General features: G+C 74.4%; 20 protein-coding genes. 8 read left to right on the top strand and 12 right to left on the bottom strand.

Annotation, left to right across the window (positions count from 1 at the left end):
• Nucleotides 1–266: 266 nt before the first annotated feature.
• Nucleotides 267–1,316: a polyprenyl synthetase family protein gene (locus RWK90_RS05095; protein WP_314035412.1), complete on the bottom strand. Its 1,050-nt coding sequence runs from the start codon at nt 1,314–1,316 to the stop codon at nt 267–269.
• Nucleotides 1,317–1,458: 142 nt separating this feature from the next.
• On the opposite strand from RWK90_RS05095, the gene RWK90_RS05100 reads away from it, so the two are divergent.
• Nucleotides 1,459–2,727: a geranylgeranyl reductase family protein gene (locus RWK90_RS05100; RefSeq protein ID WP_314035414.1), complete on the top strand. Its 1,269-nt coding sequence runs from the start codon at nt 1,459–1,461 to the stop codon at nt 2,725–2,727.
• Nucleotides 2,728–3,084: 357 nt separating this feature from the next.
• Here RWK90_RS05100 and RWK90_RS05105 read toward each other — a convergent pair whose 3' ends face one another.
• From RWK90_RS05105 to RWK90_RS05125, 5 genes are read right to left on the bottom strand one after another with little or no spacing between them, the layout of a single operon-like run.
• Complete coding sequence (locus tag RWK90_RS05105; RefSeq protein WP_314035416.1) at nt 3,085–3,774, bottom strand: demethylmenaquinone methyltransferase; 690 nt, start codon at nt 3,772–3,774, stop codon at nt 3,085–3,087.
• Between the two features lie 10 nt (nt 3,775–3,784).
• Nucleotides 3,785–5,059, bottom strand: coding sequence for a glycosyltransferase family 1 protein (locus RWK90_RS05110; RefSeq protein WP_314035418.1), 1,275 nt, complete (start codon nt 5,057–5,059; stop codon nt 3,785–3,787).
• Between the two features lie 37 nt (nt 5,060–5,096).
• Nucleotides 5,097–5,579 (bottom strand): DUF3592 domain-containing protein, encoded by a 483-nt coding sequence (locus RWK90_RS05115; RefSeq protein WP_314035419.1) that lies wholly within the window; start codon nt 5,577–5,579, stop codon nt 5,097–5,099.
• Nucleotides 5,576–7,402, bottom strand: coding sequence for a 2-succinyl-5-enolpyruvyl-6-hydroxy-3-cyclohexene-1-carboxylic-acid synthase (gene menD / locus RWK90_RS05120; protein ID WP_314035421.1), 1,827 nt, complete (start codon nt 7,400–7,402; stop codon nt 5,576–5,578). Before menD ends, RWK90_RS05115 begins: the two co-directional genes overlap by 4 nt.
• 10 nt (nt 7,403–7,412) lie before the next feature.
• The gene (locus RWK90_RS05125) at nt 7,413–8,411 is read right to left on the bottom strand and encodes a YafY family protein (RefSeq protein ID WP_314035424.1); all 999 of its coding nucleotides are present in this window, start codon (nt 8,409–8,411) and stop codon (nt 7,413–7,415) included.
• A gap of 118 nt (nt 8,412–8,529) precedes the next feature.
• On the opposite strand from RWK90_RS05125, the gene RWK90_RS05130 reads away from it, so the two are divergent.
• The gene (locus RWK90_RS05130) at nt 8,530–9,105 is read left to right on the top strand and encodes a DinB family protein (RefSeq protein WP_314035426.1); all 576 of its coding nucleotides are present in this window, start codon (nt 8,530–8,532) and stop codon (nt 9,103–9,105) included.
• A 99-nt stretch (nt 9,106–9,204) separates the two neighbouring features.
• Entirely contained in the window at nt 9,205–9,822 is a 618-nt protein-coding gene (locus tag RWK90_RS05135; RefSeq protein ID WP_314035428.1) for a DUF664 domain-containing protein, read from the top strand.
• A 76-nt stretch (nt 9,823–9,898) separates the two neighbouring features.
• Here the strand turns inward: RWK90_RS05135 and RWK90_RS05140 are convergent, their stop codons facing one another.
• The gene (locus RWK90_RS05140; RefSeq protein ID WP_314035431.1) at nt 9,899–11,428 is read right to left on the bottom strand and encodes a WS/DGAT domain-containing protein; all 1,530 of its coding nucleotides are present in this window, start codon (nt 11,426–11,428) and stop codon (nt 9,899–9,901) included.
• Nucleotides 11,429–11,548: 120 nt separating this feature from the next.
• Between RWK90_RS05140 and RWK90_RS05145 the strand changes: the two genes are divergently transcribed.
• Together RWK90_RS05145 and RWK90_RS05150 are read left to right on the top strand one after the other, a co-directional pair.
• A complete protein-coding gene (locus RWK90_RS05145; RefSeq protein ID WP_314035433.1) occupies nt 11,549–12,139 on the top strand; it encodes a flavin reductase family protein in 591 nt (196 codons plus the stop codon).
• A 342-nt stretch (nt 12,140–12,481) separates the two neighbouring features.
• Nucleotides 12,482–13,438: a type IV toxin-antitoxin system AbiEi family antitoxin domain-containing protein gene (locus tag RWK90_RS05150; RefSeq protein ID WP_314035436.1), complete on the top strand. Its 957-nt coding sequence runs from the start codon at nt 12,482–12,484 to the stop codon at nt 13,436–13,438.
• Nucleotides 13,439–14,068: 630 nt separating this feature from the next.
• On the opposite strand, the gene RWK90_RS05155 is transcribed toward RWK90_RS05150, so the two are convergent.
• Nucleotides 14,069–15,259 (bottom strand): o-succinylbenzoate synthase, encoded by a 1,191-nt coding sequence (locus RWK90_RS05155; protein ID WP_314035438.1) that lies wholly within the window; start codon nt 15,257–15,259, stop codon nt 14,069–14,071.
• Between the two features lie 23 nt (nt 15,260–15,282).
• Between RWK90_RS05155 and RWK90_RS05160 the strand changes: the two genes are divergently transcribed.
• The 3 genes from RWK90_RS05160 to RWK90_RS05170 are packed head-to-tail and all read left to right on the top strand — an operon-like array spanning nt 15,283 to nt 18,491.
• Complete coding sequence (locus RWK90_RS05160; RefSeq protein WP_314035440.1) at nt 15,283–16,284, top strand: 1,4-dihydroxy-2-naphthoyl-CoA synthase; 1,002 nt, start codon at nt 15,283–15,285, stop codon at nt 16,282–16,284.
• 18 nt (nt 16,285–16,302) lie between these two features.
• Nucleotides 16,303–17,547, top strand: a complete 1,245-nt coding sequence (gene menE, locus RWK90_RS05165; protein ID WP_314035442.1) for an o-succinylbenzoate--CoA ligase — start codon at nt 16,303–16,305, stop codon at nt 17,545–17,547.
• The gene (locus tag RWK90_RS05170) at nt 17,544–18,491 is read left to right on the top strand and encodes a 1,4-dihydroxy-2-naphthoate polyprenyltransferase (protein WP_314035444.1); all 948 of its coding nucleotides are present in this window, start codon (nt 17,544–17,546) and stop codon (nt 18,489–18,491) included. The genes menE and RWK90_RS05170 overlap by 4 nt, the downstream gene beginning before the upstream one ends.
• A 90-nt stretch (nt 18,492–18,581) precedes the next feature.
• Here the strand turns inward: RWK90_RS05170 and RWK90_RS05175 are convergent, their stop codons facing one another.
• The 4 genes from RWK90_RS05175 to RWK90_RS05190 all read right to left on the bottom strand — a co-directional run bounded on the left by RWK90_RS05175 (nt 18,582) and on the right by RWK90_RS05190 (nt 22,958).
• Complete coding sequence (locus tag RWK90_RS05175) at nt 18,582–19,202, bottom strand: hypothetical protein (protein WP_314035447.1); 621 nt, start codon at nt 19,200–19,202, stop codon at nt 18,582–18,584.
• Nucleotides 19,203–19,353: 151 nt separating this feature from the next.
• Nucleotides 19,354–20,655, bottom strand: coding sequence for a hypothetical protein (locus tag RWK90_RS05180; protein ID WP_314035449.1), 1,302 nt, complete (start codon nt 20,653–20,655; stop codon nt 19,354–19,356).
• A 290-nt stretch (nt 20,656–20,945) separates the two neighbouring features.
• On the bottom strand, nt 20,946–21,749 hold the full coding sequence (locus RWK90_RS05185) for a hypothetical protein (protein WP_314035451.1): 804 nt from the start codon (nt 21,747–21,749) through the stop codon (nt 20,946–20,948).
• Between the two features lie 171 nt (nt 21,750–21,920).
• Complete coding sequence (locus RWK90_RS05190; RefSeq protein ID WP_314035453.1) at nt 21,921–22,958, bottom strand: hypothetical protein; 1,038 nt, start codon at nt 22,956–22,958, stop codon at nt 21,921–21,923.
• Between the last annotated feature and the right edge of the window lie 19 nt (nt 22,959–22,977).

Consider the following 22,977-nt stretch of genomic DNA (forward strand, 5'->3'; position numbering starts at 1 on the left):
CCAGCCCATTCGCAGCCGCCCCGCCGCCCGGGGCCCGGCCCTTTCGCAGCCGCCCCCGCAGTAGCCGCCCTGGCCCCATCCCTTTCGCAGCCGCCCCTCGCGATGGCGTCTCGCGCGCACCGCGGGGCGGGCCAGACGCCATGTTCGCGCGCGGCTGTCTGCGGGGACGTGCATCAGCGAGAGCGAGACGCCAGGCACAGGAGCGGCTGGCCGGGGACGGCTGCCGGGGGCCGGGGCCGCGACACGGAGTCGCCGGCCGCAGGCGCTCAGCCGACGCGGTCGACCGTGAAGCGCACGAGCCGGCGCAGCGCCTCGTTGGCGGGACCGGAGGGCAGTGCGTCGAGCTCGGCCATGGCGTCGTCGACGTACTTCTCCAGCGTGGCCCGCGCGCGCCGCATACCGTCGGAGGCCCGGAGCAGATCGAGGGCCTCCGCGACTTCGGCGTCGTCCGTCAGCGGCTCGGCCAGCAGTTCGCGCAGCCGCGCGCTGTCGGGCGACCCGGCCTCCATCGCGTAGATCATCGGCAGGGTGTGCACGCCTTCGCGCAGGTCCGTGCCGGGGGTCTTGCCGGAGTCGGCGGACGGCGACGCGATGTCGATGATGTCGTCGGCGATCTGGAACGCGATCCCCACGGCGTCTCCGAACCGGCGCAGTCGCGCGACCTGCTCGTCGGTCGCGCCGGAGTACTCGCCACCGAACTGGGCGGCGGCGGCGATGAGCGATCCGGTCTTCTCCCAGATGACGCGAAGGTAGTGCTGGGCGGCGTCGTCGTCGCGCCCGCCGACGCCGGGGCCGACGGTCTCGCGCATCTGGCCGGTGACGAGTTCGGCGAAGGTCTGGGCGATGAGCTGCACGGCGGCGGGACCGAGATCGGCCAGCAGCATCGAGGAGTGGGCGAAGAGGAAGTCGCCGGCGAGGATGGCGGTGGAGTTGTCCCACTTGCTGTTCGCGGACTCGACGCCGCGGCGCATGCTGGCCTCGTCCATGACGTCGTCGTGGTACAGGGTGGCGAGGTGGATCATCTCGCAGACGACGGCGGCCTTGACGAGGCGCTCGTGGTCGGGCCGGGGCCCGAGTTCGCCGGCGAGCAGGGTGACGATGGGCCGGAAGCGCTTGCCGCCGGCGGTGACGAGGTGCAGGGCGACCTCGGAGAGGAAGTCCTCGCCGCTCTCGAGACGGCTGACCAGCAGCTTCTCGACCTCGTCGAGGCGCCCGCGGAGGGCGGAGGCGAGGTCTGCGTCACCGACGTCCACGCCGGCCACCACGTGGTCGGTCGCCGTGTCCGCGGTGCCGGTCGTCACTGATTCGCTCGACATCCCCACTCGTCCTCGTCGCCTGTGCGGTCCGGCATCGACCGGCCCTCCCGACAGACTACGGTCCCGGCTCGGCGGCTGCGGCACCCCACCCCGCCCGAGGTGCCGGCGACCGTCGCGCCGCCGACCTGCCACCATGGTGCGTATGGAGTCCCGGCGGCGTCTTCCCTCTTCGACCGATGTCCTCGTGGTGGGCTGTGGCCCGGCGGGGGCGGCGACGGCGACGTGGTTGGCGCGGGCGGGCCGCGAGGTGACGGTGCTGGACGCGGCGGAGTTCCCGCGGGACAAGACGTGCGGGGACGGCCTGACGCCGCGGGCGATGCTCGAGGTGGATCGGCTGGGCCTGGGCGGGTGGGCGCGGGAGCGCATCACGATCGAGGGCCTGGACCTGCGCGGGTTCGGGCACCGGCGGCGGGTGCCGTGGCCGGCGGGTGAGCACGGCGGGACGGGGTCGGCGGTGCGGCGCACGGTGTTCGACGACCGGCTGCGTCGGACGGCGGTCGAGGCGGGCGCGGTGGTGCTCGACGGCGTGCGGGTGACGGGCGTGGAGAGGGGCGACGACGACGAGGTGTCCGCCGTCCGGGTCGGGGACGATCGCATCGCGTGCCGAACCGTCGTGGTGGCCGATGGCGTGCGGTCGCCGGTGGGCCGACTGCTGGGTCGCACCTGGCATCGCGACACGGTCTACGCGGTGGCGGCGCGGTCGTATGTCAGATCGTCTCGGCATGATCATCCGTGGATCGGCTCCGATCTCGAGCTGCGCGACGAGGCGGGCGCGATCCAGCCGGGTTACGGGTGGGTGTTCCCGCTCGGGGACGGCGAGGTCAATCTCGGGGTGGGGGCGTTGGCGACGTCGGCGCGGCCGGCGAACGTGGCGGTGAAGGAGCTGCTCCAGCACTACGCCCGTAGTGTGCGCGGCGACTGGGCGTTGGAGGGTGAGCCGCGGGCGGTGACGTCGGCGCTGCTGCCGATGGGTGGTGCGGTGTCGGGGGTGGCGGGTCGCAACTGGGCGGCGGTGGGTGATGCCGCGGCGTGCGTGAACCCGCTCAACGGCGAGGGCATCGACTACGCGCTCGAGGGCGGTCGGCTGCTCGCCGAGTTGATCCTGGCCGGCCACGGCACCGGGCCCCGCGTCCGCCCCGAGCCGCTCACGCACGCGTGGCCGGAGGTGTTGCGCAGGACGTATGGCGAGGCGTTCACGGTCGCCCGCGACGCCGCGCGGTTGCTGACCTACCCGCGGTTCCTGCCGATGGCCGGGCCCGTCGGGATGCGCTCGCAGGTGCTGATGACGGCGGCGGTGCGCTGCATGTCCAACACGGTGGCGGACTCGGACCGCGACGTGGTGGCGCGGGCGTGGCGTGCGGCGGGGGCGGTGGCCCGCAGGCTCGACCGGCGCCCGCTGTTCGCCGACTGACGGCGCACCCCGCTCCCCTGCCGGCGTGCAGAGACGCAGCGCGAGTGGCCCGAGGTGCGCTGCCGAAACGCCAGGCACCGCCGGAATCTGACAAAGAGCCAGCGCGACCCTCCCCGCTTACGCTGCCCCTTTGACCCGCGCTGCCGCTCTGTACGGAGAACCGCGGGTTGCGCTGGCGGAATGGACCCGTCACGCATCACAAGCCGAAGACGCAGCGCGCCTGGCCCGAGGTGCGCTGTCGGAACGCCCGCCATCCCGGATTCTCACGACAAGCCAGCGCACCTCGGGCGAGCGACCTCGGCAGCACGCCGCGCCTCGGGCGGGCCGACCCGGCGGCGGGCCGAGTGCGCGGGCGCGTCAGGCGGGGCGGCGGGCCATGTGGATCGCGGCGATCCCGCCCGTGAGGTTCGTGACGCTGCAGCGCTCCCAGCCGCTGGCCTCGACCATCTCGAGCAGCGCCTGCTGGTCCGGCCAGTCGCGGATCGACTCCGCCAGGTAGACGTACGCGTCCGGGTTCGAGGACACGCTCGTCGCGATCTTCGGCAGCGCCCGCATGAGGTAGTTCATGTACAGCGCGCGGAACGGCGGGAACACGGGCGTGGAGAACTCCACCACGGCCAGCCGCCCGCCGGGCTTGACCACGCGCGCCATCTCCCGCAGACCGGCCGCGGTGTCCTGGACGTTGCGCAGCCCGAAGCTGATGGTGGCGGCGTCGAAGGAGGCGTCGGCGAACGGCAGTTTCATGGCGTCGCCCGCGACCTTGGGCACGTCCCGCCCCGCTCCGGCCCGCAGCATGCCGAGCGAGAAGTCTGCGGCCACGCACCACGCGCCGGACTTGGCGAGCTCGACCGTCGACACGGCGGTACCGGCGGCGAGGTCGAGGATCCGCTCCCCGGGCCGCGGCGCGAGCAGTGACCGGGCCCGGCGCCGCCACACGTGGTCCATGCCTCCGGACAGGATCGTGTTGGTCAGGTCGTAGCGCTTGGCGACGCCGTCGAACATCGACGCGACGTCGCGGGGCTGCTTGTCGAGATTGGCGCGGGACACGCCCCCGACGCTACCCGGCCCGCCGGACACCCACGCCGACCCGGCCCGCGGAGGAGGCCGTTCGACCCGTCGACGAGCGGGCGCCGGCGGCGATGTAGTGGTCGAACAGCTGCCCGCAGACGGCGTCCCAGGTGCGGCCCGCGACGGTGGCGCGGGCCCCGGCGGCCAGCCGTTCGCGGTCGGCGAGCACGGCGTCGACCGCGCGCGAGACCTCGGCGGCGTATCGGCGGGGGTCGAGGAGGATCCCGTTGACGCCGGCCCGGACGAGGTCGCGGGGGCCGCCGGCGTCGGGGCCGATCACGGGCACCCCGGACGCGTGGGCCTCCTGGACGGACTGGCAGAACGTCTCGAACTCGCCGGCGTGACAGAACACGTCGAGCGTGGCGTAGGCCCGGGCGAGGGCCTCGCCGTGGAGCTCGCCGGTGAAGATCGCGTGGGGCATGGCCGCCCCGAGTGCGGGGCGTTCGGGTCCGTCGCCGACGACGACGAGCTGCACGTCCCCGTCCGGGCCGGAACGGTCGGCCAGTGACCGGAGGCGCTCGACGTGCTTCTCCGGGGCGAGCCGGCCGACGAATCCGACGACGGGCCGCCCGTCCGGGGACCACAGTCGGTGCAGGGCGGCGCTGCGCCGGGTGGGCGAGAAGCGTTCGGCGTCGACGCCCCGCCCCCACCGGTACAGGCGCGGGATGCCGTGGGCGGCGAGGTCGGCCATCGCGGCCGTCGAGGGGGCGAGGGTGCGGTCGCAGGTCGCGTGGATCGCCCGCGTCCAGGCCCAGGCGGCGTCGGACAACACGCCGATCCCGTAGGCGTCGGCGAATCCGGCGACGTCGGTCTGGTACACCGCCACCGACGGAACCCCCAGGGCGCGGGCGGCGGCGGCCCCGGCGGCGCCGAGCACGAACGGCGACGCGAGGTGGACGACGTCGGGGGCGAAATCGCGCAGCGCGTTGTACACGCTCGGACTGGGGGCCCCGACGGGCAGGGACGACACGACCGGCACGCGTACGGCCGTGACCCGGTGGACGGGGTAGCCGAGGTGGTGGTCGGGGCCCTCGGCCGGGTCGGCACCGAGCAGGTGCCCGCCCGCGAGCGGGGCGACCGCGCTGACGAGCGGGTGCGCCCGGACGGCGTCGGCCGCCCCCTGCCAGAGCCCGACCTGCCCGGAGGGCGCCACGACGAGGCAGTCGTGACCGTGCCGTCGCGCGTACTCCAGCACGCGCAGGACCGAGTTGGTGACGCCGTTGACGTTCGGCAGGAACGATTCGGTGACGATGGCTACGCGCACGCCTTCACTGTCGCCCGCCTGGGCGACGCGCCGGTGATCAGCGTGAGACGGTCCGGGCAAATCGTGGTGCCGCCCGGTGAACCCGGGGTGACGCCGCGGCATAGGCGAGCGCGGCCAACGGCACCACCACCGCCGGGACGGAGAGGGCGGGCACCACGGCGACCGTCCAGCTGCGGCCGGAGACCCGTACGAGATCGGGGTTGGCGCGGCGGAACTCGACCTGCACCCGCTGCCCCTCGACCAGCCCCGTCGGGTAGAACACCCCGGTCACCGGCCGAACCGTACGCCCGCCCCCGGCGTCGAACTCCACCGCGGCCCGCCGGTCGGTGACCTCGGTGACGGTGGCCGTGGCGCTGCCCATGTCCCGGTCGATGCGCTGGTCGTTGACCACGCACGCCAGCAGGATGAGCACCGCCGTGAGCGCGGAGAACACGGCCGCGAGGACGGCGACGGCCCGCACGACCCGCCGGGTCAGGGCCGCGCGCCGGGCCCGCCGCGCGGCGACCGTGGGCGCGGTCATCCGCGGTCCGGGGCCCCGGGCGCTGCGGTCCCGGACCGGACGGCCTGCGACCGCAGCGCCGCGTGCAGGTCGCGCAACCCCTGCCGGTCGGTGCCCACCCGCACCACGCGCAGGCCCTCGGGCACGATGTCGTGATGCGCGACGGGCACCGACGGCTGCGCGAGGATCGCCTCCAACCCGGCGGGATCGGTGTCGGTGAACGGCACTCCGGCCCCCGCGCAGAGCGCACCGAGGTTGGCGCCGTGCGGGGTGCCGAAGACCCGCTCGAAGTCGGCCGCCAACCGCGGGTCCCCCTGCTCGAGCAGGGAGAAGATGCCGCCGCCGTCGTCGTCGGCCACCACGATGAGCAGGTCGGAGGGGTGCCGCTCGCGGGGCCCGAGCAGCAGGCCCGAGAGGTCGTGCAGGAACGTCAGGTCACCCAGCAGCGCCACCGTGCGCCCGGGCGCCGACAGCGCCACCCCGATCGCCGTCGACACCGTGCCGTCGATCCCCGACGCCCCGCGGTTGGCGTACATCGCCACGTCCGGGTCGATCGGCCCCACGAACGACAGGTCCCGCACGGCGTTGGAGGCGCCCACCACGAGGTTGTCCCCGGCCCGGACGCCGCGGGCCACGGCGCGGGCCACGTGCAGTCCCGTCGGGGCGCCGGTGGTCAGGTGCTCGTCGAGCAGCCGGTCGACGGCCGCCCGGGCGTGGGCGTCGGCGCGGGCGGTGGTCTCGATCCACTCCTGCTCCACCCCCCACCCGGTCAGGACGGAGTCGGCGAGCTCGGCGGCACTACCCGTCGGGTTGGGCGAGCGCGGACCGGCGTCGAGGATCACCAGGTCCACCTCCGGATCGGCGAGCAACCGGGTCACCGCACGGTGCAGCGTCGGCCGGCCGGTCACCACCACCTGCTCGGGCCGCAGCGACGGGATCGCCAACGGGTGCACCGGATGCAGCGGCACCGGCGCGCCCGGCTCCGCCACGGTCGGCACGCCCACCAGACCCGACACCGGGGCCGCCCCCACGCCCGAGACGACCAGCGTCGGGCGCGTGAGGTCCACCGCCACCGCCGAGGCCGCGGGCGCCGAGTCGACCCCCGCGCCCGCCCGCTGCACCCACGGACGACCGCCCGGGCGGCCCTCCGGCAGACCGCCGGACCCGTCGCCCGGGCCCACCTCGTCGTCGTCGTACCCCCCTGGGCCGCCACCGAGGACGAACTCCTCGTCGCCCTCGCCCGGCACCAGCGGCTCGCGGAACGCGATGTCGACCTGCACCGGGCCCGGGTCGGCCGGCGCCGTGGCGGTGAGGATCGCCCGACCGATCGCCGACCGCCAGTGACGGTGCTCCGCAGCGGCGTCCCCGGCCGCGCCCAGCTCCACCACCGCACGCGCGTGCGGGCCGAAGATCCCCACCTGGTCGATGGTCTGGTTGGCGCCCGTGCCCCGCAGCTCCGGCGGGCGGTTCGCCGTCAGCGCCAGCACCGGCACGCCCGAGTGCGCGGCCTCGACCATCGCCGGATGGAGATTGGCCACCGCGGTGCCGGAGGTGACGACCACGGGGACCGGCCGCTTCGACCCCAGCGCCAGCCCCAGTGCCGTGAACCCGGCACCGCGCTCGTCGATCCGCACGTGCAACGCGATCCGCCCCGCCCGCTCCGCCGCGGCCAGCGCCAGGGCCAGCGGCGCGCTGCGCGAACCGGGGCACAGGACCGCGTCGGTGATCCCGTGGCGGACCATCTCGTCCACCAGGACGCGCGCCTGCGCGGTGCTGGGATTGCTCGGCGCGGTACCGGCGTCGCTCGACGACGCGGCGCTGGGAGTGCTCGGCGTGGGATTCATCGACCCCAGCCTAGTCGCGCGCCGCCGACCGCCCCGCCGCATCCGTGAGCCGCCCACCCATCGCCGCCAGGCGATCGCGCAGCGCCTCCGGCGACTCCACCTCGAACCGGCCCGGCAACCGCGCGAGGAACCACGCCAACACGTCCAGGTCCGCCGCCCCCGTCTCCAACCGGCACGCCGGCCCGTCCACGTGGCCCGCCCCGCGCAACTCGGTGACCGCCCCGAACGTGGGCGGGAACAACTCCACCACCTCCTCCGCCGGCGAGAACACCAGCACCCGCGCCACGTGCTCGTACGGCGCGGCGGTGACCGCGTGCTGGACGTGCGACGCGGGATCCGGGACGTCCGCCCTCGGGGTGAAGCGCCACCGGCTGCGGTGCACCGCCCGGATCCGGTCCAGACGGAACGTGCGCCAGTCCGAACGCTCCAGGTCGAAGCACAGCAGGTACCAGCGGCGACCCAGCACCACGATCCGGTACGGCTCCACCCGACGCTCCGTCTCCCTCCCCGCGCGGTCCCGGTACTCCAGACGCACCTGCTCCGTGCCGCGCACCGCGTGCCCCAGGTCGAGCAGCAGCTCCGGCTCCACCGCGGCGTCCGCCCCGGCGACCGCGACCATCGACTCGGTCACGTCGGCCACCCGCTCCCGCAGGCGACCCGGCATCACCTGGTCCAGCTTCGTCAGCGCGCGCAGGGCGTGCTCGCCCACGCCGGCCACCGCACCGCCCGCCGCCAGGCGCAGGGCGATCGCCACGGCCACCGCCTCCCTGTCGTCCAGCAGCAGCGGCGGCAGACGCCGACCCGAACCCAGGCGGTAACCACCGCCCGCACCGCGCTCGGACTCCACCGGGTACCCCAGATCGCGCAGCCGGTCCACGTCACGGCGGACCGAGCGGGTCGTCACGCCCAGCTCCGCCGCCAGCTCCTCACCCGTCCACACCGACCGCCGCTGCAGCAGGTCCAGCAGGCACAGCACGCGCTGCGTCGTGGGCATCCGGTCGTCGCTCATCTCACGCCCCCGTTCGTGGCCGGTCATCCCTCTGGGCGGAAGTGTTCCACGTCCAGCGGACCGATCCTGTCCGCATGCGGTGCGAGGCTGTCCGCAGTCGACCTCAGAGGAGAGAACCATGACCGCCACCCACACCCTCGACTGGACCGCCCAGCTCGTCGAGCAACTCGACCACCACTGGACCACCCAGCTCCGCCCCCGCCTCGAGGGGCTCACCGACGCCGAGTACCACTACTCCCCCGCACCCGAGGCGCGCACCTGGGACGTACGACCGCGGGGCACCAGCCGGGCCCAGATGCAGGGCGGGGCCGGGGACCACACCATCGACTTCGCCTACCCCGAACCCGTGCCCGCGCCGCTGACGACCATCGCGTGGCGGATCGGCCACGTCGTCGTCGCCGTCCTCGGGGCCCGGTGGCACTCCCACTTCGGCGGACCCGCGCACGACTACATGAGCCACACCTACGCCGGCGACGCCGCCGGCGGGCTCGCCCAACTCGACCGCGTCTACGCCGGATGGATGGACGGCGTGCGGGGGCTCGACCCCGACGCGCTGGGCCGACCGATCGGCGAGGCCGAGGGCCCGTGGGCCGACCACCCCATGGCCGCCCTGATCCTGCACATCAACCGCGAGGTCATCCACCACGGCGCCGAGATGTGCCTCCTGCGCGACCTCTACGCCACCACGCACTGATCCGCTCGTTTCGCCGCCTGAACCCGCGGCCCCGCCGCGTCGGTCCACCGTCTCGACCCACCGCCCCACCTCACCGCCCCATCTCACCGAGGAGTCGTCATGCCGCTGTTCCCCGCCACCTGTCCCACCGAGCGCGAGAACCTGCTCGAGTGGATCGACACCGCGCTCGTCAACGCCCGGTCGATCGTCCACGGCCTCACCGCCGATCAGCTCCGTGCCCGACCACTGCCGTCCAGCGAGCTGACGCTCGGATGGCTCCTGCTCCACATCGGGGAGGTCGCCGAGGGCTGGCTCGGCCGCGCCGCCGCCGCGCCGCACGCACCCGAGACCGGACGGTCGCTGCCCGAACAGTTCGCCTGGGCCGAGGAGGTCAACCGCGTCGACCCCGACGCCACCGCCGAGGACATCCTCGCCGAATACGACCGCCGGTGCGCGGCCGCGCTCGACCACCTGCGCGGGGCCGACCTCGACGCCGAGGTCCCCGTGCCCACCGAGATGCCGTGGTTCCCCCTCGGCATGCCGGCGTTCAACGGGCGGTGGGCCGCCCTGCACACGCTCAACGAGATCGCGCGGCACTCCGGGCACGCCGACATCCTGCGCGAGGCGATCGACGGGCGGACGATGTACGAGCTCATCGCCGAGGCGCAGAGCATCGACATGTCCTACATCGGTCAGTGGTTCGCCGCGCATCCGGAGGTGCCCGCGCCGCAGTGGTGAGCGGGGTCGCGGCGGTCGGTGCCGGGGGCGGTCAGGCCGGCGGGGCTGGGCCGCGGCTGGCGGCTCGGGCGGAGGGTCACTCCGGCAGGGCGTCCTCCGCCCATCCCTCGAAGACCTCGAACTGCTCCTCGATCCGTCCCGCGACCTCGCCCGGGTCGGGGATGAGTTCGGCGTCGGTGGCGATCCCGACCGTCACCGTGCCGTCGTAGCTGAAGATGCAGATCCCCAACGCCTGGTCGCCGCTCATCGGCACCCACCCCAGCATGCCGTCGACCGTCGCCCCGCCCAGGGTCACCGGCCCGGACGGCCCGGGCACCGAGGTGAGCTGACCGACCGTCTTGTTGGCGAACAGGTCGATCACCGCGCGCGCCACCGGGCCGGGCGCCGCGGCCACGGTGAGAATCGTCGCGAACGTCACGTGGGGCTCCAGCGAATACCGCACCCGCGTCATCGAGGTGGTGATGGCGTCGAGCAACTCCCCCGGGTCGTCGATCCCCAGCGGCAACCGCATGAGCACCAGGGTGATGTGGTTGCCCAGCTCACCCGCCTCGTCGTCACCCGATCCCACCGACACCGGGACCATGAGGTTGATGTCCGAGACACGGCGGTCACCGTGCGCGTCCAGATAGCCGGTCAGCGCCTTGGACACCGCCGCGATCATCACGGGTGTCACCGTGCTGTCGTGCGCCTTCGCGACCCGCTTGATCGCCGCGAGGTCCAGTCCCGAGACCCACGCGACCTTCTTCTCGCGGTGGACCTTCCCGCTCCACGGCAGCCCCGTCGACCGCGGTTCGAACAGCAGACGGAACACCGAGCGGTAGGTGTTGGCGGTGAGATTGGTCGGACTGATGTCCTCGGTGAGGGACTCGACGGCCCGCGTGGGCACGCGCGACAGGGCGTGCCCCGGCGCGAGCACGTCCCGGGTGAGCCTGGAGAGGGTCTCCGGAAATCTCAGGGCGGCGCCGGTCAACCCGCGTGCGATCCCGAACGAGTCCTTGACCACCTCGGCACCGGCCTCCCCGGCCGCCTCCACCGCGCCGAGCACGCCCGTCGTCCTCCCGGACAGGTCGCGGCCCACCGACGGCGGCGGCACGTCGTCCTCGTGGTCGCACAGGTCCAACACCAGCCGGGTGAGCCGGACACCGTCCACGATCCCGTGCTGGACGCGGAACAGCAGGAGCGCCCCCTCCTCCTCCGCGCCGTCGCGGTGATACCCCTCGATGAACTCGGCGCGCCACAACGGGCGTCCCCCGGGCAGCGGTACACCCATCTGCTCGGCGACGTGCGCCTCGGCCTCCGCGCGCCCGCCCGGCGCGGGCAGGCGCCGGTAGATCAGGTGGTTCGAAAGGTCGAAATCGGGATCGTCGACCCAGTACCACCGCCGGCCCCTCCGCTCGGGGACCCGACGGAACACCGGGTATGGCTCCACCATCCGGGTGCCGATCGCCTCGGTCACGGCATCCCAGTCCGGGACGCGGGAGAACCACAGCAGAGAGTTGATGTACATGAGGTTGTCCGGACGGTCCATGAGCAACCAGAGCTGGTCCCGCAGCGGGATCCGTACCCGGTCCGCCGTCGCGCCCGTCGCGTCGCCTGTAGCCGCCATGACCTCGCCCCTCCCGCCCGCCGCCCCGCAGGTGGTGTGCCGCGCGCTTCTCGGCCCAGGCTAGAACAGTGCTGACATCCGCCACCGCGCAATGCGCGGACCCGGCGGCACAATGGACCGATGCGCATCGTGCACACCCCGGACGACCCGCCCGCGAAGGGCTTCTACGCCCTGCTCACCGCGTCGATCACGCCCCGACCGATCGCGTGGGTCTCGACGATTTCCGCCGACGGCGTGCTCAATCTCGCGCCGTACTCCTTCTTCACCGTCGCGTGCGCGGATCCGGCGATCCTGTCCGTGACCTCGGTGGGCCGCAAGGACACGTACCGCAACGTGATGGACACCGGCGAGTTCGTGGTGAACATCGGCACCGAGTCGCTCATGGAGACGATGAACGCCACGTCGGCGCCCGTCGGGCCGGAAGTCGACGAGTTCGAGATGCAGGGACTGACCCCCGACCCCTCGGATGTCGTCTCGCCGCCACGCGTGGCTGAGGCGCCGATCGCGTTCGAGTGCGTGCGGCACGACGTGATCGACCTGGGCACCAGCGCGATGCTGCTCGGCCGCGTGGTGAGCGTGACCGTCGACGAGGAGATCATGGCCGACGACGGGCTCCCCGACTTCGACATCCTCCTACCGCCCTCGCGACTCGGCCGGCACCAGTGGGGTTACGCCCCGCGCACGCGAGAGCTGCCGCGGCCACGGAAGTAACCGGCACCGCCTCGGCCCCTCGGCCGGCCTGCTCCCAGCCGCCCGCTCCCGCGGCAGCCGACCGTTCAGCGTCCGCCCCCTTCAGCACCCGCCCCCTTCCGCGACCGCCCGCTCAGTAGCCGCCCCCTCCAGCACCCGCCTTCAGCAACCGCCCCTGCCGATGGCGTCTCGCGTGCACCGGGGGATGGGCGAGACGCCATGGCGGCGCGCGGCTGTCAGAACTCGCGCGTCCGGGCCCCTGCCCGCCACGGATTCCACAGCCCCGGCCCTCTCCACAGGCCCCGTCGGAATCGGTCTCCGACCCGGTGATCCCCGCCTCCTGCGCCGCAATACTGCCTGGGCATGAGCATCGATCACTCCCGCCCGGTCATCATCAGCGCACAGGAACTCCTCGCCCGCGGCTACAGTCGCCGCGCCCGGGAACACGCGGAACGCACGGGTCAGCTCTACCGCGTGCGCCACGGCGTCTACGCGCTCGCCTCAGATCTGCCCACCGGCCCGAACCAGGCCGAGGCGATGCTGGAGATACGGTCGAGGGCCGCCGCGGGAAGCATCAGCCCCGGCACCGCGCTGTCCCACACGTCCGCTCTCGTGCTGCACGGCCTCCCCGTCCACGACCTGGACACCCGACGGGTCACCACCACCCGGCACCGGCCCGGCAGCGGGAGCAGACGCGGCAGGTCGTCGATATGCCACAACCTCGATCTCGCGGACGCCGTGACCGAGGTGGACGGGATACCGGTGACGACCCCGGCGCGGACGATCGTCGACGTCGCGCGGTCGAGCCCGTTCACCGGAGCCGTCTGCGCTGCCGACGAAGCGCTGCGTCGCGAACTGTGCAGCCCGGCTGAACTGGCCGACGAGCTCGACGCCGCCGCCGGCCGGGTGGGGATCGCCAGGGCCCGGGCGGTGGTGGCGTTCGCGGATGCGGGTGCGCAGTCGGTCCTCGAGTCGGTCAGCAGGGTCGTGATCAGCCGCGCCGGCCTGCCGATGCCGCAACTGCAGCGGGAGTTCATCCTGCCGGACGGGACGTCGGTGTTCGTGGACATGTATTGGGAGGAATGGGGTCTCGTCGGTGAGGCCGACGGCACGGGCAAGTACGGAATCGACGACGGCGAGGAGTCCGTCCGCCAGAAACTCCGCGACGAGAAGAAGCGGCAGAACGACATCGAGTCCTTGGGCAACATCGTCCGACGGTGGCAGTGGGAGGACTATCAGCGCGGCCGGATCGTGCCCGTCATCCGCGAGGCGATGAGAATTCAGGAGTCCCTCGGTCGGGGGCCGGGCCGCGCCGCGTGACCTCGACAGGCGGCCGCTGCGGGCGGCGCACCCGCAACCGCGCCCGCAACCCCCACAGCCGCTCCCGGCCATGGCGTCTCGCCTCCCGCCATGGCGCCTCGCCCCAGACCGCGCCACGCAACCGCGCCCGCCACCCCCACAGCCGCTCCCGGCCCTGGCGTCTCGCCACCCGACATGGCGCCTCGCCCCAGACCGCGCCGCGCAACCGCGCCCGCAACCCCCACAGCCGCTCCCGGCCATGGCGTCTCGCCTCCCGACATGGCGCCTCGCCCCAGACCGCGCCACGCAACCGCGCCCGCAACCCCCACAGCCGCTCCCGGCCATGGCGTCTCGCCTCCCGCCATGGCGCCTCGCCCCAGACCGCGCCACGCAACCGCGCCCGCCACCCCCACAGCCGCTCCCGGCCCTGGCGTCTCGCCACCCGACATGGCGCCTCGCCCCAGACCGCGCCGCGCAACCGCGCCCGCAACCCCCACAGCCGCTCCCGGCCATGGCGTCTCGCCTCCCGACATGGCGTCTCGCTCCCGCGGATGCCCTGCGATTTCTACAGCCGCTCCTCGCCATGGCGTCTCGCCCGCCCCGCGGTGCGCGCGAGACGCCATGCCCGGGAGCGGCTGTGGGCGGGGCCCGTCAGAGCAGCCCGTGGCAGCGGCGGATCCGGTCGAGCCACCACCCGCGGCGAGCGCCGTCCACCTCCAGCCCCTCGAGCCGCGCCGGGTCCGGAGCCACCGGGCGGACCGGGAGATAGCCGTCCTCCAGCGCGAACGTCCCCGGTTCGACCACGTCCTCGACGAAGAACCCGCCGGTGCCCAGGCCGGCGGCGGGGACCTCGTCGTCGTCGCCCCCGGACCCACCATGCCCACCCGCACCGCCGGACACGCCCCCGGACCCGCCAGGCCCACCCGCGCCCCCGGGCCCGCCATGCGCACCCGCACCGCCGGACACCCCACCGGCCGCTCCCCCACCCCCGCGCACCGGCGGCAGCGCGGCCGCCGTCGCGACACCGGCGGCGACCCCCACCGCCGAGTCCAACGCGCTCGACACCGTCACCGGCACGCCGAGCTCGGCGGCCACCGCCAGCAGACGCCGCGGCCCGCCGAGCGGGGCGACCTTGACCACCGCCCGGTCGGCGCCACCGGCGCGCACCACGCGCAGGGGGTCGTCAGCGCGGCGGATCGACTCGTCGGCGGCCACGTCCACGGACACGCCGTCCGCGGCGAGGCGTTCGCGCAGCTCCACCAACTCCTCCACGGTCGCGCAGGGCTGCTCCACGTACTCCAACCCCGGCCCGTCCAACGACACCGGCCCGGTGCGGGACACATCCGCGGCGCGCACCGCCTGGTCGAGGACCCGCACGGCATGCGCGGCCTCGGCGACCGACCACGCCCCGTTGGCGTCGACCCGCACCCGCGCCCCCGGGCGGGCCTGCAGGACGGCGGCGACGCGGGCGACGTCGTCGACGAGCTGCTGCCCGCGCTCGGCGACCTTGACCTTGACGGTCGTGCAGCCCGGGAAGCGGTCCAGGATCGCGGCGACCTCACCGGCCGGGACCGCCGGGACCGTGGCGTTGACGGCCACGCGCGACCGGAGGGGCGCCGGCGGACCCTGCCACGCCATCTCGATCGCGGAGGCGAGCCAGTGCGCGGCCTCGGGATCGTGGTACTCGCCGAACGGCCCGAACTCGCCCCACCCGGCCGGCCCCTCGAACAGCACCACCTCCCGCTCGGTGATCCCGCGGAACCGCACCCGCATCGGCAGCGCCACCACGCGCGCACGGCCGAGCAGATCGTCGATCGACTCGGGGCCCGGTACGGATGTCATGGGTCCACGCTAACGTCGACGCCATGACCGAGCAGAGCAACGCCCCTTCCAGCAGTGCCGCGCAGGACCAGGCCGCCGGCCCCTTCGATCCGTCGCAGTGGCGCGAGGTGGAGGGGTTCCGCAGCGGTGTGGACCTGACCGACCTGACGTACCACCGGCACGTCGGCGAGGGCCGGGCCAACGGGATCGTGCGGATCGCGTTCGACCGCCCCGAGGTGCGCAACGCGTTCCGCCCGCACACGGTGGACGAGCTCTACCGGGTGTTCGACCACGCGCGTCGCTCCCCCGACGTGGGCACCGTCCTGTTCACCGGCAACGGGCCCAGCCCCAAGGACGGCGGCTGGGCGTTCTGCTCGGGCGGCGACCAGCGCATCCGCGGCCGCTCGGGATACCAGTACTCCACAGAGCATGACTCGGACGTCGCCGGCGCCACCGCGGACAAGGTGGACGAGGCGCGCGTGAAGGCCGAGGGCGGACGCCTGCACATCCTCGAGGTGCAGCGGCTGATCCGCACCATGCCGAAGGTCGTGATCTGCCTGGTCAACGGCTGGGCGGCCGGCGGCGGGCACTCCCTGCACGTGGTGAGCGACCTGACCCTGGCCTCCCGCGAGCACGCCCGGTTCAAGCAGACCGACGCCGACGTGGGCTCGTTCGACGCCGGATACGGCAGCGCATACCTGGCCAAGCAGGTCGGCCAGAAGTTCGCCCGCGAGATCTTCTTCCTCGGCCAGCCCTACACCGCCGAGGAGATGTTCCAGATGGGCGCGGTCAACCGGGTGGTGGACCACGCCGAGCTGGAGAACACGGCCATCGAGTGGGCGCGGCTCATCAACACCAAGTCCCCCACCGCGCAGCGCATGCTGAAGTTCGCGTTCAACCTCACCGACGACGGCCTCATGGGCCAGCAGGTCTTCGCCGGTGAGGCCACGCGCCTGGCGTACATGACCGACGAGGCCGTGGAGGGCCGCGACGCGTTCCTGGAGAAGCGCGAGCCGAACTGGGACGACTTCCCCTACTACTACTGACACGCGCGGACCGTCGACATGGCCGACTCCCGCGAACTGCGCATCCTGCCCGTCCCCGGAGGCGCGGCGGTCGGCGAGATCTTCCCCGCCCTGGAGGAGATGCTCGCCGACCGGGGGCCCGCCCTGCTGCCGGTGCCGGCCGACGACCCCGCGCGCACCCGGATCCTCGTCGACAGTCAGCGTCCGGGTGAGCCGATCGCCGAGCGCGTCGCCCTGGTGGTGAGCACGTCCGGGTCCACGGGCACCCCCAAGGGCGCGATGCTCTCCGCCGGGGCGCTCGCTGCCTCGGCCGCTGCGACCGACGACGTGCTCGGTGGGCCGGGCCGGTGGCTGCTGGCGTTGCCCGCGCACCACATCGCGGGACTTCAGGTGATCCTGCGGTCCCTGCGCTCCGGGTTCGAGCCGGTGGTGGTGGACGTGACGCGCGGGTTCGACCCCGAGGAGCTGCCCGCGGCGGTGGACGCGTGCCGGTCGGGCGGAGCCGGCGGGGGCGCGGCGACGAGCGCGGCCGGCGCGGCAGGGGTCGCGGGAGGCGCGGCGGCGCGGGCGTACACCTCACTCGTACCGGGCCAGCTGGCCAAGGTCCTCGACGAGGGCTCCCCCGCCGCGGTGGCCGCCCTCGCCGCGCTGGACGCCGTGCTGCTCGGCGGCGCGGCGGCCGCGCCGGAGCTGCTCGCCCGCGCCGCCGACGCCGGCGTCCGCGTGGTCCGCACGTACGGGATGAGCGAGACGGCGGGCGGCTGCGTGTACGACGGCGCGCCGCTGCCGGGGGTGAGGATCGAGGTCGACGACGACGAGGGCCGCGTCTGGCTGGCGGGGCCGCAGCTCGCCGAGGGATACCGCAACGCCCCCGATCATCCGGCGTTCGCGAGGGCGGGATGGTTCCGCACCGACGATGCCGGGCAGGTCGGCCCGGACGGCAGGCTCCGGATCCTGGGCCGGCTCGACGAGGCGTTGAGCGTGGGCGGGCTGACGCTCCTGCCGCAGACCGTGGAGGACGCCCTGCGTGGGCATCCCGCTGTCGTCGACGTCGTCGTCGTCGGGATCCCCGACGCCCGGCTGGGGACCCGGCCGGTCGCGGCGGTGACCCTGCGCGCGGCGGCCACCGCCGACGAGCTGCGGCAGCACGTGACCGGCGAGCTCGGCGAGCACGCCGCTCCTGCCCGGGTGGCGGTGCTCGACGCGCTGCCGCAACTGCCCGGCGGCAAGGTCGACCGGCGCGGCGTCGCGGCGGGCTTCGTCGATGGGACAATCGGGGAATGAGCCGCGAGACCGATCCCGCACCCTTCGCCGCCGACCGCGCCGAGCCCACCGCCACCGGAAAGGGCGGCGCCACGCTCGCCCACTGGCTGGAGGGGGCACGCCCCCGGACCTGGCCCAACGCGTTCGCACCGGTCCTCGTCGGATCGGCGGCCGCGGCGCTGGCGGGCGGGTTCGTGTGGTGGCAGGCGCTGCTCGCGCTGGTGGTGGCGTGGTCGTTCATCATCGGCGTCAACTACGCCAACGACTACTCCGACGGCATCCGGGGCACGGACGAGGACCGCGTCGGCCCCCTTCGGCTGGTGGGCTCGGGGCTGGCCCGCCCCGCGTCGGTGAAGCGGGCCGCGTTCGGCTTCCTCGGCCTGGGAGGCCTGGCGGGCCTGGTCCTCAGCGCGACCTCCCAGCCGTGGCTCATCCTCGTGGGCGTCGCGTGCGTGCTCGCCGCCTGGTTCTACACGGGCGGAAAATCGCCGTACGGGTACCGCGGCCTCGGCGAGGTGGCCGTGTTCGTGTTCTTCGGCCTGGTCGCGGTGATCGGCACGCAGTACACGCAGCTCGGGTCGGTCACCTGGTACGCGGTCGTCGCCGCGGTCGCGGTGGGCAGCTTCTCGTGCGCGGTCAACGTCACCAACAACCTGCGGGACATCCCCTCGGACACCGAGGCCGGCAAGATCACGCTCGCCGTCCGCCTGGGTGAGTCGCGGACCCGCGGCCTGCACGCGCTGCTCGAACTGCTGGTCCCGCTGCTGGCGACCCTCGCGCTCATCCCGGCCACCTGGTGGGCGCTGCTCGGGATGCTCGCCCTGCCCGTGGCGTGGAAGGCCAACGGTCCGGTTCGCGCTCGGGCCACGGGGGCCGACCTCATCCCCGCGCTCGCGACGGCCGGGCTGGCGATGCTCGCGTGGAGCGTCCTGGTGAGCGCGGGTTTCGTGATCGCCTCGCTGTAGACGCCCCTCCCGCACGGACGGCGACGGCGGCCGGCCCCCTCAGGGACCGGCCGCCGTCGCCGTGTGTGCCGGTGTACGACCGGCGGCCGGTTACTTGCCGAGCGAACCCTCGGGCACGGCGCTCCAGGCGTTCTGGATGCCGTCGTTGATCGCCAGAGCGGCCCCGCGGAGGGCGTCCTTGACGGGCTCGGGCAGCGGCAGACCGTCGATGTCCGCGATGGCGATGGTCCCCGGCGCGGGCGGGACCGACGGGGCGACCGGCGCGGGGGCCGGGCGCGGGGCCGGAGCAGGCGCGGGTGCGGGTGCGGGTGCGGGCGCGGCGCCGCCTCCACCGCCGGTGACGGTGACGGTGGTCGTCTCGGTGCGGACCGGGACGCCGAAGATGAAGGCGGTGGCGACGGGCTGGTAGACGCCCGCGGTCGTCGGCGTGCCCTTGATCGCGGTGGTGACCGGGTCGTAGGTCAGCCCGGGGGGCAGGCCCTGGAACTGGATCGAGGCGCCGGGGGGCGGGGTGACGTAGTCGCTGACACGCCGCTCCATGTACTCACCGACCCGCAGGGTCAGGGACGGGAGCGCGGCGGGCGCGACGTCGGTGGCCTCCACCACGACCGGCGCCCGGTCGGGTGCCTCCACCTGTCCTGACGCGACCCCGACCGCGGCCATGGCGGCGAGTGCGACAGCGGAGGCGATGACGGGACGGGAGATACGCATACAACCCTTTCGTGGGATACCGTCGCGGACCCGCGACCGCCCCACGGTATCCCACCAAATCACGTCACCCCGGCGGCATCTCACGATGTGAGAGGCCCACCGGGGTGGACGTGGTCACCGACGGCCTACGCGACCGCCGGGAGTACTGCGGTCAGCCGCGGCCGTTCGCGACCGTCGGGCCGGGGGCCTGAGCGGTACGCGGGGCACCGGCGGCCACGGTCGGGGCGACCGAGCCGGACGACCCGCCGTTGGTGGTGGCGCCCGTGGTGGTGGAGCCGGGCAGCGCGGGCAGCGCCATCGTGGAACCCGGGGTCGAGGACCCGCCGTTCAGGGCCATGGTCAGCCCCGCCAGGCCCAGCATGGCCGCGCCGGTGAGCGCGATCCCCGGCGCCAGGGCGCCGAGCGAGCCGGTGTCGGCAGGGAAGGACGAGCCGGGGACGGTGATCTCGCCGCCGCCGGTCAGCTCCGCGGCGGTGGTCAGCCCGCCCTCGGTGGTGGTGCCGCCCGTGGTCGTGGAGCCGGTGGGCTGGGTGCCGCCGTCGGTGGTCGACCCGGTCTCGGCGCCGCCGTCGACGAGCGAACCGAGCGGGGCCAGGGGGCCCAGGCTCTGGGTGTCCAGGCCGCCGTCGGCGCCGCCGGTCACCTCGCCGGTGGCCGAGGAGCCCGGGAGGCCGAGCGAGCCGGTCTCGGGCGCGGGGTTCTCCGGCTGGTCCGGCGTGCCGGGGGTCTCCGGGGTGGCGCCGGTGCTGCCGAGGCCGAGTTCGCCGCCCGCGAGGCTGCCGAGCGGGCCGGTCGGGTTCTCCGGGGCGTCGGGGTTGACGGGGGTGGGCCCGCCCTGGCCGGTGGAGCCGGTCGCGAGCTCGGTGACCGAACCCGCGTCGCCGCCGAGGGCGGAGACGATGCCCGCCACCACGCCGAGGATCGCGTCGGTGCCGTCGGAACCGGTGGTGACCTGGCCGCCGGCCTCCGCCTGGCCGCTGAGGCTGCCCTCGACCCCGGCGGTGGACCCGCCCGAGACACCGGCGGGCGCGGTGCCGTCGGCGTTGGCCACCACGAGCGTGGCGGGGATGCTCACGGGGGCGCCGTTGACCGTGCCGATGACGGTGACGGTGTAGCTCCCGCCGACCGTCGGCTGGCCGGAGATCACGCCGTCGGCGTACGTCAACCCGTCGGGTAGCCCCGCGACCTCCGTGATGACGATCCCGGCCTGCACGGCGTTGGCCGCGCCCTGGATGTCGAACGAGAAGTCCGCGCCGGCGGTGAAGCCGGCCACGGTCAGCGGGGTCGCGGAGGACGACGAGCCGGCGACCGTCTGGACGTCACCGTCGACGGTCGGGGCGTCGGGAGCGGCGACGACCACCCCGCCCACGAGCGCCACGGCGGCGGCGGCTGCGACGGGGGCGACGAGGCGACCCCGGACGATACGACGAGGGCGGGCGAGGCGAGCACGCATCGGCTGGTTCCTTCCGGAGGGGTTCACGATCGCTCACTCCCCGGAACGGGAGCGCAGACCATTACGAGGTGCCACTCTAACCACATGCACACCAGTTGTCTACTGGTGTCACATGCATCACTTACGTACCACTAGTCACACCAGTCACACGGTTCCCGGCGCCCTCCCCGCGCGATGGGCGAACGCTTATCTCCAACGCCGGATCGCCAGCGGGACACGGCAAATGACGAGCGGCCCGACCCCCGGGAGGGGTCGGGCCGCCGTGGACCGAGCGGGGGTCGGTCCTGACGTCAGGGCGTCGGCACCGAGGTCGGGGCGGGCACGTCACCGTCAGCGTCGGCGTCACCGTCAGCCTCGGCGCCGAGAGCGCCGCCGGAGGCCTGACCCTCGGAGTCCCCCGACCCGGACCCGTCACCGGTGTCCGCGGCGGTCGTCAGCGTGGAGGTGATGGCCGAGCTGCGCGGGGTGGCGGTCCCGGTGACGGTGCTGACCGGGACCCCGTCCTCGTCGACGATCACGGTGACGGGCGGCAGGACCAGCTCGCCGCCGAGGAAGGTGTCGCACAGGCCGTCGGCCAACGAGCCGGCCTGCTCGAGCGACGCCGCTCCGCCGCCCTCGCCACCGACGATGTCGAGGAGGTTGGGGAAGGAGTCCAGCGCGGTGGTGATGAGATCGAGGACGCCCGTGGGGACCCCGTCGATCCCGAGCAGCGGGTAGAACTTGGCCACCGAACCCCCCAGGCCGGGCAGCTCGCAGACGGCACCGGACTCCGGGGTCAGTTCACCGAGGCTCGACTCCTCTCCGGTGACCGCACCGAGGCTGCCGAGCGAGCCGCCGTCGAGCGAGCCGGCGTCGCCGCCCCCACCGTCGCCGTCGACATCTCCGTCAGCGGAGTCGTCCCCTGCCCCGTCGGCGGATCCACCGGGCAGGCTGCCGGCGCCGAGGCCGTCGGCCTCGAGGCTTCCGAGCGACAGGCTGCCCGCGCCCGGGTCGCCGGGGTCCGTGGCGCCGTCCTGGGCGTTGACGACCGGGACGGAGAGCGCGACGAGCGCGAGCGCGGCGGCGGAGGCGGTGACGACTGTGCGGGTGAACATGTGTGGTGAACCCTCTTCGACGACGACGGACGGGGTCGAGCCACCGCACCCCGCACGAGGGGTCGCCGGACGTCGACGGGAGAACTCTAACGCGGTCGGCCGCGCGCGGGGTGGAGATTCCCCCGCGCGCGGCGGGGGCTCACCGCCCCGGAGCGCCGGCCGCGGCGGGGCTCACTGCCCGAGGCTGCCGGCCCCGGTGGTGAGCAGCCCGAGCAGGGCCGCCGGATCGCCGGCGAGGCCGGCCGCCCCGGCCGGGGCGGTGGTGGTCGCGCCACCCGTCGCGCCCCCGGTGGTGGCGTCGACGCCGGTGGTGGCCTCGGCGCCGGCGGCCTGGCCGCCGAGCAGCGTCGGGGAGATCGTGCACAGGAGCTGACCGGCCGAGCCGATGCTCTCGAGCGAACCGCTGTCGCCGAGGACGGACGGAAGGAGCCCCACGACCGCGTTGACCAGCATCATCACCAGGCCCGACGAGGCGCCGTCCTCGCCACCGGTCACCAGCGGCAGCAACTGCGTCAGCGAGGCACCGTCCAGGTCGCCCTCGCCGAGGACCGAACACAGGTCCGGGCCGGTGCCGACCTCGTCGTCGTCGCCCTCGTCGCCCTCACCCGGCGCGGCGTCGCCACCGGACTCGGCGTCGTCACCCGGCGCGGCGTCGGCCAGGCCCGGGTCGCCGGGGGCCGCGGAGAGGGTGGGGTCGGGCTGGCGGTCGGTCGCGGAGGGCTCGGTGGCGGAGGTCTCGGTGGCGGAGGGCTCGGTGGCGGAGGGCTCGGTGTCACCCCCGGCGCCCGCGCCGTCGACGACGGTGATGGCGACCTTCTGCGACTGCGAGAGGGCGCCGTTGGACACGGTCACGAGGACCTCGTACTCGCCGGCGCGGGTGGGCGTGCCGGAGATGACCCAGCCGTCCTGGGTGAGGCCGTCGGGCAGGCCGGTGACCTGGATGGAGGTGCCCGGCGGGATGGTGCCGCCGGCGGCGCGGGCCACGACGGGCTCGAGGTCGAGGTTCACGGGCGTGCCGAGCGGCATCTCCTGCGCGGCGGCCTGGTCGGCGGCGTTCTGGGTGAGGGCGATGTCGCCGGCGTCGACGGCGCCGGGGTCGGTCACGGCCACCACGGTGCCGCCGCCGACCACGGCGAGCGCGGCGAGGGCGCCACCGAGAGTGAGCGTGCGGGAGCGGGGGGCGGTGCGGTGCGAGCGTCGCTGGAACATGAGGTCACCTTGTCGTCCG

Source organism: Dietzia sp. CH92, assembly GCF_032248695.1.
In the GTDB taxonomy this organism is placed as follows: Bacteria; Actinomycetota; Actinomycetes; order Mycobacteriales; family Mycobacteriaceae; genus Dietzia.

What these genes read in the sequence shown, in the direction of transcription:
- RWK90_RS05095 (WP_314035412.1), bottom strand. Translation starts at nt 1,316, where the DNA reads ATGTCGAGCGAATCAGTGACGACCGGCACCGCGGACACGGCGACCGAC.
- RWK90_RS05100 (WP_314035414.1), top strand. Translation starts at nt 1,459, where the DNA reads ATGGAGTCCCGGCGGCGTCTTCCCTCTTCGACCGATGTCCTCGTGGTG.
- RWK90_RS05115 (WP_314035419.1), bottom strand. Translation starts at nt 5,579, where the DNA reads ATGACCGCGCCCACGGTCGCCGCGCGGCGGGCCCGGCGCGCGGCCCTG.
- menD (WP_314035421.1), bottom strand. Translation starts at nt 7,402, where the DNA reads ATGAATCCCACGCCGAGCACTCCCAGCGCCGCGTCGTCGAGCGACGCC.
- RWK90_RS05125 (WP_314035424.1), bottom strand. Translation starts at nt 8,411, where the DNA reads ATGAGCGACGACCGGATGCCCACGACGCAGCGCGTGCTGTGCCTGCTG.
- RWK90_RS05130 (WP_314035426.1), top strand. Translation starts at nt 8,530, where the DNA reads ATGACCGCCACCCACACCCTCGACTGGACCGCCCAGCTCGTCGAGCAA.
- RWK90_RS05135 (WP_314035428.1), top strand. Translation starts at nt 9,205, where the DNA reads ATGCCGCTGTTCCCCGCCACCTGTCCCACCGAGCGCGAGAACCTGCTC.
- RWK90_RS05140 (WP_314035431.1), bottom strand. Translation starts at nt 11,428, where the DNA reads ATGGCGGCTACAGGCGACGCGACGGGCGCGACGGCGGACCGGGTACGG.
- RWK90_RS05145 (WP_314035433.1), top strand. Translation starts at nt 11,549, where the DNA reads ATGCGCATCGTGCACACCCCGGACGACCCGCCCGCGAAGGGCTTCTAC.
- RWK90_RS05150 (WP_314035436.1), top strand. Translation starts at nt 12,482, where the DNA reads ATGAGCATCGATCACTCCCGCCCGGTCATCATCAGCGCACAGGAACTC.
- RWK90_RS05155 (WP_314035438.1), bottom strand. Translation starts at nt 15,259, where the DNA reads ATGACATCCGTACCGGGCCCCGAGTCGATCGACGATCTGCTCGGCCGT.
- RWK90_RS05160 (WP_314035440.1), top strand. Translation starts at nt 15,283, where the DNA reads ATGACCGAGCAGAGCAACGCCCCTTCCAGCAGTGCCGCGCAGGACCAG.
- menE (WP_314035442.1), top strand. Translation starts at nt 16,303, where the DNA reads ATGGCCGACTCCCGCGAACTGCGCATCCTGCCCGTCCCCGGAGGCGCG.
- RWK90_RS05170 (WP_314035444.1), top strand. Translation starts at nt 17,544, where the DNA reads ATGAGCCGCGAGACCGATCCCGCACCCTTCGCCGCCGACCGCGCCGAG.
- RWK90_RS05175 (WP_314035447.1), bottom strand. Translation starts at nt 19,202, where the DNA reads ATGCGTATCTCCCGTCCCGTCATCGCCTCCGCTGTCGCACTCGCCGCC.
- RWK90_RS05180 (WP_314035449.1), bottom strand. Translation starts at nt 20,655, where the DNA reads ATGCGTGCTCGCCTCGCCCGCCCTCGTCGTATCGTCCGGGGTCGCCTC.
- RWK90_RS05185 (WP_314035451.1), bottom strand. Translation starts at nt 21,749, where the DNA reads ATGTTCACCCGCACAGTCGTCACCGCCTCCGCCGCCGCGCTCGCGCTC.
- RWK90_RS05190 (WP_314035453.1), bottom strand. Translation starts at nt 22,958, where the DNA reads ATGTTCCAGCGACGCTCGCACCGCACCGCCCCCCGCTCCCGCACGCTC.